Origin of the sequence: Staphylococcus sp. GDY8P119P, assembly GCF_017892075.1 — a bacterium.
Classification (GTDB): domain Bacteria; phylum Bacillota; class Bacilli; order Staphylococcales; family Staphylococcaceae; genus Staphylococcus; species Staphylococcus ureilyticus.
Map to the genome: position 1 here is coordinate 749,578 of NZ_JAESKJ010000006.1, position 12,279 is coordinate 761,856.

Consider the following 12,279-nt stretch of genomic DNA (forward strand, 5'->3'; position numbering starts at 1 on the left):
TCATCCTTAATTAGTGAGCGGGAAAGCGAAATCGAATGAATCATGTTTGATTTCATTCCCGCTCTTATTTATGATAAGAAACCATAATGTAAAAATAGTAAAGTTTAAGTATTAGAAATTAAAGGTTTTACGTTATAAGATAGATAATGTACAAAATACATACGCGACAGTTAAAGAAATTATATGAATTAGTAACGTAGTGTAATTAATAGTAAGGTGGTTATCGTCATGTCAATGACAAATCAAGAAAAATTCAAGATCTTAGCTGATCAAATTAAAATTGCAGATCATTTGGATCCAGAAATTTTAGCACAAAGTGAATTAACACGTGTAGATGTTAAAACAACGGATCGTACCTGGGTATTTCAGATAACATTTCCATATTTTTTACCAATTGAAGATTATCTGTTATTTATGAATGCAATTACTGAAGAATTTAAAACAATCGCTAAAGTCGATTGTAATTTTACAATCACAAATAAAGCGAATCAAGATGAATATGCATTGAAATACTTTAGTTATTGCATTGACCAAACAAAATTATCACCTAAAGTAAAAGGTCAGCTTAAGCAAAAGCGCTTAATTATGTCAGGGGATGTGCTCAAAGTCATGTGTCAGAATGATATAGAGCGAGATCATTTTGACAAAGCGTGCAATGGAAGTTTGATTAAAGCATTTCAACAATGTGGTTTTGCAATCAGCAGTATCATTTTTGAAACAGACCAAACATCTAATGGAGACGATTTGGCATCGTTAGAAGCACACATTCAACAAGAAGATGAGCAAAGTGCACGTGAAGCCACTGAAAAGTTAGAAAAGATGCGTGCTGAAAAAGCTAAACAACAAGATAATAATGAAAGTACTGTAGCTAAATGTCAAATTGGAAAACCAATTCAAATAGAAAATGTAAAACCAATTGAATCGATTATTGAAGAGGAATTTAAAGTTGCAGTTGAAGGTGTTATCTTTGATATTAATTTAAAAGAATTGAAAAGTGGACGCCATATTGTAGAACTAAAAGTTACAGATTATACAGACTCCTTAGTATTGAAAATGTTTACTAGAAAAAATAAAGATGATTTAGCTCATTTTAAAGCTCTCAGTGTCGGTAAATGGGTTCGAGCACAAGGCAGAATAGAAGAAGATACATTCGTACGTGATTTAGTCATGATGATGTCTGATATAGAAGAAATAAAAAAAGCAGTTAAACAAGATAAAGCAGACGAAAAACGCGTAGAATTTCACTTGCATTCGTCCATGAGTCAGATGGACGGCATTCCGAATATAAGTGCATATGTAGAACAAGCAGCTAAATGGGGCCACAAAGCTATTGCAATTACTGATCATAATGTGGTTCAAGCATTTCCAGATGCGCATGCTGCAGCAGAAAAAAATGATATTAAAATGATTTATGGCATGGAAGGCATGTTGGTCGATGATGGTGTGCCCATAGCGTATAAGCCTCAAGACATTGATTTAAAAACTGCAACATATGTTGTTTTTGACGTTGAAACAACAGGTCTATCTAATCAGTATGATAAAATTATCGAACTCGCAGCTGTAAAAGTACAAGAAGGAGAAATTATTGATAAGTTTGAACGTTTTAGTAATCCACACGAACGTTTATCTGAAACAATCAAGAATTTAACGCATATCACAGACGATATGCTCGTCAATGCACCTGAAATTGAAACTGTTTTAACCGAGTTTAAAGCGTGGGTCGGTGACGCGATATTTGTAGCACATAATGCATCATTTGATATGGGGTTCATTGATACCGGTTATGAAAAAACTGGCCTAGGCGCATCAACTAACGGTGTGATAGATACACTTGAACTTTCTAGAACCATCAACACTGAATATGGAAAACATGGTCTGAACTTTTTAGCTAAAAAATATGGTGTAGATTTAACACAACATCACAGAGCGATTTATGATACTGAAGCAACAGCTTATATTTTTATAAAGATGTTAAAACAATTAGAAGAAGCAGAAGTTTATAATCATCAAGATATTAATAAGTCTTTATCAAATGAAGACGCTTATAAACGTGCTCGCCCAAATCACGTAACACTTATTGTGCAAAATCAACAGGGCTTAAAGAACTTATTTAAAATAGTAAGCGCATCTTTAGTTAAATATTATTATAGAACACCTAGAATTCCACGTTCACTTTTAGATGAATATCGAGAAGGTATTCTTGTTGGTTCCGCATGTGATGAAGGTGAAGTATTTACTGCAGTAATGCAAAAAGACCAATCTCAAGTGGAAAGAATAGCAAAATACTATGATTTTATTGAAGTACAACCACCTGCATTATACCAAGATTTAATAGATAGAGAATTGGTGAGAGATAATGAAACATTACATGAAATTTATCAACGTCTCATCCAAGCTGGAGATGTGAATGATATACCTGTTATTGCAACAGGAAACGCGCATTATCTAAATGAACATGATGGTATTGCACGTAAAATTTTAATAGCATCACAGCCAGGTAACCCGTTAAATCGTAGTACTTTACCTGAGGCGCACTTTAGAACTACGGATGAAATGTTAGATGAATTACATTTCTTAGGTGAAGCAAAAGCACATGAATTAGTTGTGAAAAATACAAATGACTTAGCAGACCGTATCGAACGCGTAGTTCCGATAAAGGATGAATTGTATACGCCCCGCATGGAAGGTGCTAATGATGAAATACGAGATATGAGTTATGCTAACGCCAGAGCATTGTATGGTGAAGATTTACCACAAATTGTAATTGACCGATTAGAGAAAGAGCTTGAAAGTATCATTGGGAATGGTTTTTCTGTGATATATTTAATTTCACAAAGACTGGTTAAAAAATCATTAGATGACGGTTATCTAGTTGGATCACGTGGCTCTGTAGGTTCGAGTTTTGTAGCGACAATGACTGAAATTACAGAAGTTAACCCATTACCTCCACATTATATTTGTCCAGAATGTAAAGAAAGTGAGTTCTTTAACGATGGATCCGTTGGTTCTGGTTTTGATTTACCAGATAAAAAATGTGCCACATGTGGATGTGATTTAATTAAAGAAGGCCAGGATATTCCTTTTGAAACTTTCTTAGGTTTTAAAGGTGATAAGGTTCCTGATATCGACTTGAACTTTAGTGGTGAATATCAACCACAAGCTCATAATTATACAAAAGAATTATTTGGTGAAGATAAAGTCTTTCGTGCAGGTACAATTGGTACGGTGGCTGAAAAAACAGCTTTCGGTTTTGTGAAAGGATTTTTAAACGATCAAGGTATTCACAAAAGAGGCGCTGAAGTTGATAGACTCGTAAAAGGTTGTACTGGTGTAAAACGTACAACAGGACAACACCCTGGAGGCATCATCGTTGTACCAGATTATATGGATATCTATGATTTTACACCTGTTCAATTTCCGGCAGATGATCAATCATCGGCTTGGATGACGACTCATTTTGATTTCCATTCAATACATGATAACGTTTTGAAACTGGATATATTAGGACATGATGATCCGACGATGATTCGTATGCTGCAGGATTTATCAGGTATTGATCCTAAAACGATACCTGTTGATGATAAGGAAACTATGGGTATTTTTAGTTCGCCAGAACCTTTAGGTGTAACTTCAGAACAAATTTTATGTAAAACTGGAACATTTGGTGTGCCAGAATTCGGTACAGGATTTGTGCGCCAAATGTTAGAAGATACCAAGCCAACTACATTTTCAGAGTTAGTAAGAATATCTGGATTATCACATGGTACGGATGTTTGGCTAGGTAACGCACAAGATTTAATACGCTCAGGAACTTGTGATTTATCAAGTGTTATTTGTTGTCGTGATGATATTATGGTTTATTTAATGTATAACGGTTTAGAGCCTTCACTCGCCTTCAAGACAATGGAATTTGTACGTAAAGGTAAAGGGCTAACTGACGATATGGTTGAAGCAATGGTAGACAATGAAGTGCCAGATTGGTATTTAGATTCATGTAGAAAAATTAAATACATGTTCCCTAAAGCCCATGCGGCAGCATATGTATTGATGGCAGTACGTATTGCGTATTTCAAAGTTCATTATCCACTTTATTATTATGCAAGTTACTTTACGGTACGTGCATCTGATTTTGATTTAATTTCAATGATTAAGGATAAAGAAAGTATTCGAAATACAGTAAACGATATGTATTCTCGTTATATGGATTTAGCAAAAAAAGAAAAAGATACATTAACCGTATTAGAAATCATGAACGAAATGGCGCAACGCGGTTATCGTATGCAACCAATTAGTTTAGAGAAAAGTAAAGCATTTGATTTTATCATTGAAGGTGATAGTTTGATTCCGCCATTTATCGCTGTTCCTGGATTAGGTGAAAACGTTGCACAACGTATTGTTGAAGCACGCGAAGAAGGACCGTTTTTATCAAAAGAAGATTTAAATAAAAAAGCTGGGTTGTCACAAAAAGTCATCGAGTATTTAGATGAACTTGGTTCATTACCTAACTTGCCAGATAAAGCACAATTATCAATATTTGATATGTAATCGAGCAATATATTGGTAGGCATGGAATAAAAAATGTTAAATGTATAAAATTTTGATATTAGTTATTGTCATACTATATGAAAATATATAGTTGTTTGTATAGGAAATAAACATATGGTATAATAATGTTGCTTAAAAAATTAGACTCAGGCAGGAAGAGTGGGCGTTATACCCGCTCTTTTCTATTTGCCAAAAAAGGAGGTCAGTATGAGTAAAGTAACTGAGCAAGTTGAATCAATTATTCAACCCGTCCTTAACGACTTAAATTTTGAATTAGTTGAAGTCGAATACACAAAAGAAGGAAAAGATTACTTCTTAAGAGTATCCATTGATAAAGAAGGTGGCGTCGATTTAAACGATTGTGCCTTAGCTTCTGAAAAGATTAGTGAAATTATGGATGAAGAAGATCCTATTCAAGAAATGTATTATTTAGATGTAGCTTCTCCAGGTGCTGAAAGACCTATAAAAAAAGAAAAAGATTTCCAAAATGCTGTTACAAAACCAATATACGTTTCTTTATATGCGCCAATTGAAGGTGGAAAAGAATGGTTAGGTATCTTAAAAGAAGTAACAAGTGAAACGATTATTATGGAAGTAAAAGAAAAGTCAAAGAAGAAACAAGTTGAAATTCCAAGAAATAAAATCGCTAAAGCACGTCATGCTGTAATGCTTTAATGTGATGAGGAGGATGATAAGTCGTGTCAAGTAATGAATTATTATTAGCAACTGAATATTTAGAAAAAGAAAAAAAGATTCCAAGAGAAGTATTAATTGATGCAATTGAAGCAGCGCTAATTACTGCATATAAAAAGAACTATGACAGTGCAAGAAGTGTACGCGTTGAGTTAAACATGGATGAAGGTACATTTCATGTAATTGCTCGTAAACAAGTCGTAGAAGAAGTAATGGATAATAGAGAAGAAATCGACTTAAGTACAGCGCTAGTTAAAAACCCAGCATATGAAGTTGGTGATATATACGAAGAAGATGTAACACCAAGTGACTTTGGGCGTGTAGGTGCACAAGCTGCGAAACAAGCAGTAATGCAGCGTTTACGTGATGCTGAACGTGAAATATTATATGATGAATTTATCGATAAAGAAGATGATATTGTTAATGGTCTTATTGATAGAGTAGATCACCGCTATGTTTATGTTAATTTAGGACGTACAGAAGCTGTATTATCTGAGGCTGAAAGAAGCCCTAATGATAGTTATATTCCTAATGAAAGAATTAGAGTGTATGTCAATAAAGTAGAGCAAACGACAAAAGGACCGCAAATTTACGTTTCTCGTAGCCATCCAGGATTACTCAAACGTTTATTTGAACAAGAAGTACCAGAGATTTTTGACGGTACAGTCATTGTAAAATCTGTGGCACGTGAAGCAGGAGACCGCTCTAAAATCAGTGTTCATTCAGATAACCCAGATATCGATGCAGTAGGTGCATGTGTGGGTGCTAAAGGTTCTCGTGTTGAAGCGGTTGTAGAAGAATTAGGTGGCGAAAAAATTGACATTGTTCAATGGAATGAAGATCCGAAGGTCTTTGTTAAAAATGCTTTAAGTCCATCTCAAGTACTACAAGTGATTGTTGATGAAGCAAACCAATCAACTATTGTAGTTGTGCCTGATTATCAATTATCATTAGCGATTGGTAAGCGTGGACAAAACGCACGTTTAGCTGCGAAATTAACTGGTTGGAAAATTGATATTAAATCAGAAAGTGATGCTAGAGCTGAAGGTGTTTATCCGACAGACGAAGCACTAGAAATAGAAGAAGATGAAAATATTGAACAGGATACAAACATTGATTTGGAAGATGTGAATATTGAAACGCATGACTTAAAAACGGATGATGAAACAGATAGCATAGATGAAGATGACGCTGAAAAATAATTTGGAGTGAGCTTTTATGAAAAAGAAAAAAATTCCAATGCGTAAATGTATACTTTCAAATGAAATGCATCCAAAAAAAGATATGATTCGAGTTGTTATTAATAAAGAAGGCGAAATTTTTGCTGATGCTACAGGAAAACAACAAGGTCGTGGTGCATATGTATCAAAAGATGTTAAATTAGTAGAAGATGCACAAAAACAAGGTGTATTAGAAAAATACTTTAAAGTTGATGCAGAAACTCTAGATCCTGTATATAAGGAAATTATACGTCTTATTTATCGCGAAGAGATACCTAAATGACTATAGAGAAAATCGTAAATTTTTTAGGTTTAGCAATGCGTGCTGGAAAAGTAAAAACAGGTGAATCGGTCATTTTAAATGACATTAAGAAAAATAGGTTAAAGCTCGTAATTATTGCAACTGATGCTTCTGAAAATACAAAGACAAAGTTTCAGAGCAAGTGTGAAAGTTACCATATATCATTTCGCATATTTGGAACAAGAGCTGAATTAGGACAAGCTTTAGGTAAAGCAGAACGAGTTAACATTGGAATCACTGATCAAGGCTTTGCTAAAAAGTTAGTGTCAATGATAGATGAATATCGTAAGGAGTGACTATATGAGTAAAATAAGAATTTACGAATACGCCAAAGATTTAAAATTAAAAAGTAAAGATATTATAGATGAGTTAAAGAAAATGGACGTTGAGGTAACGAGCCATATGCAAACGTTAGAAGATGACCAAATCAAGGCATTAGATAAGGTTTATAAACCAGAGAAATCGAATGCATCAGAAAATAAACAACAAGGTCAAAATCAACAAAAACCATCAAATAACAAGTCTAATGCTAATAAAAAAGATAATAATCAAAACAACAAAAATAACCACAAAAATAACAACAAAAATAAGAAAAACAGCAAAAACAACAAAAATAAACAAACTAAACAAGAAGAACCAAAAGAAATACCTTCACACATCACTTATCAAGAAGGTATCACAGTTGGAGAACTTGCTGAAAAAATCAATGTTGATTCTTCAGAAATAATTAAAAAGTTATTCTTATTAGGCATCATGGCTAACATTAATCAAGCATTAGATGATGAAACTTTAGAATTAATTGCTGATGATTATGGTGTTGAAGTTGAAAAAGAAGTTGTTGTTGATGAAGAAGATTTATCAATTTACTTTGATGATGAATCTGAAGATGAAGATGCAGTAGAAAGACCAGCAGTTGTTACTATTATGGGACACGTTGATCATGGTAAAACAACGTTATTGGATTCTATCCGTCACACACAAGTAACAGCAGGTGAAGCTGGTGGTATTACACAACATATCGGTGCTTATCAAATTGAAAATGATGGCAAAAAAATCACTTTCCTTGATACACCAGGACATGCTGCATTCACAACAATGCGTGCACGTGGTGCGCAAGTAACTGATATTACAATTTTAGTTGTAGCAGCAGATGATGGTGTAATGCCTCAAACGATAGAAGCAATCAACCATGCCAAAGAAGCGAACGTACCAACGATTGTAGCAGTCAATAAAGTTGATAAACCAACTGCTAACCCTGATCGAGTAATGCAAGAATTGACAGAATACGGTTTAATTCCAGAAGACTGGGGTGGCGATACAATTTTCGTACCGCTTTCTGCTTTAAGTGGCGATGGTATAGAAGATTTAATAGAAATGATTGTGCTTACATCTGAAATTCAAGAACTAAAAGCAAATCCTGCTAAAAAAGCAGTAGGTACAGTGATAGAAGCAGAATTAGATAAGTCACGTGGTCCATCTGCATCACTTCTAGTGCAAAATGGTACACTGCATGTTGGAGATGCTTTGGTTGTTGGTAATACGTATGGTAGAATTCGTGCGATGGTTAATGATTTAGGACAAAGAATTAAATCTGCAGAACCGTCTACGCCTGTTGAAATCACAGGTATTCATGATGTACCACAAGCTGGGGATCGTTTTGTTGTGTTTAAAGATGAGAAACAAGCAAGACGTATTGGTGAAGCACGTCATGAAGCTAATGTTTTACAACAACGTCAAGAAAGTAAGAGCGTTTCACTAGATAATTTATTTGAACAAATGAAACAAGGTGAAATGAAAGATTTAAATGTCATCATTAAAGGTGATGTTCAAGGTTCTGTCGAAGCACTTGCAGCTTCACTAATGAAAATTGAAGTAGAAGGCGTTAATGTTCGCATAATTCATACTGCAGTAGGTGCGATTAATGAATCTGATGTAACTTTAGCGAATGCGTCAAATGGTATCATCATCGGCTTTAACGTAAGACCGGATACTGGTGCCAAACGTGCAGCCGAAACAGAAGGTGTAGATATGAGATTACACCGTGTTATTTATAGTGTTATTGAAGAAATAGAAGCTGCAATGAAAGGCTTACTAGATCCAGAATATGAAGAACAAGTGATTGGCCAAGCAGAAGTGCGCCAAACATTTAAAGTTTCAAAAGTGGGTACAATAGCTGGTAGTTATGTCACAGATGGTAAGATTACGAGAAATGCGGGTGTCCGTGTTATCAGAGATGGTATCGTCCAATTTGAAGGTGAACTGGACACATTAAAACGTTATAAAGACGATGCAAAAGAAGTAGCTCAAGGCTATGAATGTGGTATTACGATTGAAAAATATAACGACCTAAAAGAAGGCGACATAATAGAAGCTTTCGAAATGGTTGAAATTAAAAGATAAAGACAGTTATCTTAAGAAAATACAAAAATTTTAAACCGTAGGCTAATTTATCATGTTAGCTTACGGTTTTTTTATTTTAAATATGTTATCTTTTGGGTAAGAGAAGGTGTGGCTTTGAAGCATTTGAAAAAATTGTTTATTTTTATAATTTAATATAATGTTTTGTTTTAAGTGCATAGTTACTTGTAAAATTAGCCATTTATTAAGCATTGTAAACCAGTTAAAAAATTTTTAGTAAAATTGCTTGTTATTTTAATATGGACACTAACTGTCTATGTACTTAATTAAACTTAGCATAAATAGGAGGTTATAAGTGATGAGTGAATATTTAAAAGAAATAAATGAATTTTGGCAAGAATACTTGGATCAATATAACTCTATTTATGACTTAGAAACTTTAAATGAAATAAGAGAAAGACATGACATGACTGCTTTTCTACACCCTCAAGATTTAGCATATTTAAAAAGAAATTTTGGTGAAGATTTTAGTAACATACCAAGATTTAAAAAGTTGATTGATTTTGCAAATGGAAAAGTAAAAATCAATAAGCATAGACAACGAATTGTCCAAAATGAAGCAGAATTAAGTCCAGCCATAGCAAGGCCGTATTTTGGAAATCCTGAAAGAGCAGATATTGTAATATTGAAAAAAAAGGCGGAAAATGATTTTATAATTAATGATCCTACCTTACCAGATGATATGGTGGTACATTATCGTAATAGAATATTGCAAGACATACAAGGTAAATTAGATTTAAACGGTCATAAGGTATTTATTCCTTATATAGATCATCATTGTTGGTTTAAGAAATATATATATAGTAACGGATCCATTTTGAAGCAATTCAATATTAATCCCAATAGAGTGATGGTTATGAATTTCTTTCCATATCAAACTGGTCATACAGCAGGTATACCAAAAGATTTTTTAACATTTAACCATTATCTACCGTCACAAGTTATGAATTTTGAACTCTTACTAAAAATTATAAATGATGATAAGCGTCGAATTTATATTGTTAGTGAAGAAGAACTCTTTATTTCAATCTTTAAAAATTTTACTAATAGTGATTTACATCAATATCTTGTTGACAATTTGTTTGTGCTTTCATCTAAACAGAATAGACATATTACAGCATGTAATGTATTGAGTTATAAAGAGCATATTAGACGTTTAAAAAAGAAAGAGTCATTGAATAAAATAGATTATTATAAGTGGAATCAGCAACAAAAGAAAGAGCGAGAGCTAGGGAATTCAGATTTTATAAGAAAGCTTAAAGCTATTCAATATAAAGAAGCATTACCGCGTTAGTAAAATTGAACTGACTAAAAAGGTAACTTTCATTTCAAATGATATGAAAGTTACCTTTAATATGTAGTTAAATATGATAATGCTTGAATAATGATTTGATTTGATTTTTAAAATCTTCTACATAATGATCTGGTTTTAATAAAATGATTTCTTGTGGATATTCATATGCTAAATTTAGGCATTCGTTTTTTGAGATTATGAGTTCTGCTTCAATAAATGCTTCATTATTTTGTGAATTTAGTACTATAAATTGCCGTTGAATTTGTTCCCATATGGAAGGGCGAAATTTCATAATGACTGTTGGAACTTGCAGAAAGATATTTTCATCAAATGCTTCATCATATTGCTCGATATCATGTATTGAGTTTAAATCTTGTGTAAAAATTTCGTGTTGATATATATAAGTAATCCAATATTTATTTTTGAAATATCTTGTGTATACCGGTACGACTTTATACGTTTGATTGTCAACATCATTTAGCAATATAATCTGTTTGTTTTGTATAGCAAGTTGAATTTTATAAATAAGTGTTGATTCTGTTAATTCGTGATTGATTGTAAATTGATTAAGTAATGTATTAGATAAAAATTTTTCAGCTAGATTCGAATTACTGTTTAGCCCTCTAATTAAATTGTAGGTATCGATATGAATGTGAGGTGTGAAATTTTTCATCCTAAATAGCAAGTTAAGTAACCGATTATTTTTAAATTTATAGCGATCTATACTAATGCGATGTCGGCCTATATTATTTTCATAAACAATCCTTGCATTTAGCCCTTCCCATTCATGGTCTTCATATAAAAAGTTATTTATATCACTAAAATCTCGTTGTATGGACCTTACATTAACGTTTAATTGTTGTGCAAGTTCTTCTTTGCTTAATTTTTTTCCGTTAAATAGACGAGTGAAAATATAAAGTAGTCTTTCTGATTTATCCAAGTATACACGCTCCTTATCATTTCAATAGAAAAATTCATTTTTTATTAGTTTGAATTATAGCATGATACTTTCTATAATGTGTAAAACATTATAAAATAAATTAAAAACTTAAATGATATTAAAGTAGTGATTTTTTATAAAATTAAACTTAGTTTTTCATAAATGATCATTGTATTTAAAAAACAAAAATGTAATAAAGTTTCATTTTATAACACTTTGGAAATATAATTGTGCCTAACTGTTATGAAATCATGTTTAATTGTTTCAGAGCTATTACCTTTTTGAGTTATAATGAATTTGTAATTAAATTTTTAAACGTAAAAAAGAAGGAAGTTTGTTTGACGTTGTGAAATGAACTGTCATATAATCTTTAAGTAAGATAAATATACATGTATGAATGATATTTGTGAGGTGAAATATAATATGAATATGAGAGCTGAACGTGTTGGCGAACAAATGAAACAAGAAATTATGGATATTGTTAATAATAAAGTCAAGGACCCTAGAATTGGTTTCCTAACAATAACAGAAGTTCAATTGACGAATGATTTATCTATTGCAACAATTTATTTAACTGTACTTGGAAATGATAAACAAATTGATGATACGTTTAAAGGTTTAGAGAAAGCGAAAGGTTTTATAAAATCTGAAATTGGTTCAAGAATGCGCTTAAGAATTGTTCCAGATTTAAAATTTGAATACGATGAATCGATAGACTACGGTAATAAAATTGAAAAGATGATTCAAGATTTACACAAAAATGATTAACTTTAAAAGCTGAAACAAATACCCATTGAGATATTTGTTTCAGCTTTTTTATAACCATTTATTTATTGAGACGTGTTAATATAAATAAGGAATGATATTA

9 protein-coding genes are annotated in these 12,279 nt (G+C 32.5%); 8 read left to right on the plus strand and 1 reads right to left on the minus strand.

What is annotated here, in order from left to right:
* Positions 1-228 precede the first annotated feature (228 nt).
* The 7 genes from KA830_RS07725 (at position 229) to KA830_RS07755 (ending at position 10,471) form a co-directional block, all read left to right on the plus strand.
* Complete coding sequence (locus KA830_RS07725) at positions 229-4,545, plus strand: PolC-type DNA polymerase III (protein ID WP_210134167.1); 4,317 nt, start codon at positions 229-231, stop codon at positions 4,543-4,545.
* 207 nt (positions 4,546-4,752) lie between these two features.
* Positions 4,753-5,220 (plus strand): ribosome maturation factor RimP, encoded by a 468-nt coding sequence (rimP, locus tag KA830_RS07730; protein WP_046208630.1) that lies wholly within the window; start codon positions 4,753-4,755, stop codon positions 5,218-5,220.
* A gap of 23 nt (positions 5,221-5,243) precedes the next feature.
* The gene (nusA, locus tag KA830_RS07735; protein WP_046208629.1) at positions 5,244-6,440 is read left to right on the plus strand and encodes a transcription termination factor NusA; all 1,197 of its coding nucleotides are present in this window, start codon (positions 5,244-5,246) and stop codon (positions 6,438-6,440) included.
* A 16-nt stretch (positions 6,441-6,456) separates the two neighbouring features.
* A complete protein-coding gene (gene rnpM / locus KA830_RS07740) occupies positions 6,457-6,741 on the plus strand; it encodes an RNase P modulator RnpM (RefSeq protein ID WP_046208628.1) in 285 nt (94 codons plus the stop codon).
* On the plus strand, positions 6,738-7,055 hold the full coding sequence (locus KA830_RS07745; protein ID WP_046208627.1) for a L7Ae/L30e/S12e/Gadd45 family ribosomal protein: 318 nt from the start codon (positions 6,738-6,740) through the stop codon (positions 7,053-7,055). The genes rnpM and KA830_RS07745 overlap by 4 nt, the downstream gene beginning before the upstream one ends.
* Positions 7,056-7,059: 4 nt before the next feature.
* Complete coding sequence (infB, locus tag KA830_RS07750; RefSeq protein ID WP_204180058.1) at positions 7,060-9,159, plus strand: translation initiation factor IF-2; 2,100 nt, start codon at positions 7,060-7,062, stop codon at positions 9,157-9,159.
* Between the two features lie 316 nt (positions 9,160-9,475).
* Positions 9,476-10,471 carry a hypothetical protein gene (locus KA830_RS07755; RefSeq protein ID WP_239436886.1) on the plus strand — a complete coding sequence of 332 codons (996 nt, stop codon included), beginning with the start codon at positions 9,476-9,478 and terminating at the stop codon, positions 10,469-10,471.
* Positions 10,472-10,538: 67 nt separating this feature from the next.
* On the opposite strand, the gene KA830_RS07760 is transcribed toward KA830_RS07755, so the two are convergent.
* Positions 10,539-11,411 (minus strand): HTH domain-containing protein, encoded by an 873-nt coding sequence (locus KA830_RS07760; RefSeq protein WP_204180056.1) that lies wholly within the window; start codon positions 11,409-11,411, stop codon positions 10,539-10,541.
* A gap of 423 nt (positions 11,412-11,834) precedes the next feature.
* Here KA830_RS07760 and rbfA point away from each other — a divergent pair, with 423 nt between their 5' ends.
* Positions 11,835-12,179: a 30S ribosome-binding factor RbfA gene (gene rbfA / locus KA830_RS07765; protein WP_019468695.1), complete on the plus strand. Its 345-nt coding sequence runs from the start codon at positions 11,835-11,837 to the stop codon at positions 12,177-12,179.
* The last annotated feature ends 100 nt before the right edge of the window (positions 12,180-12,279 follow it).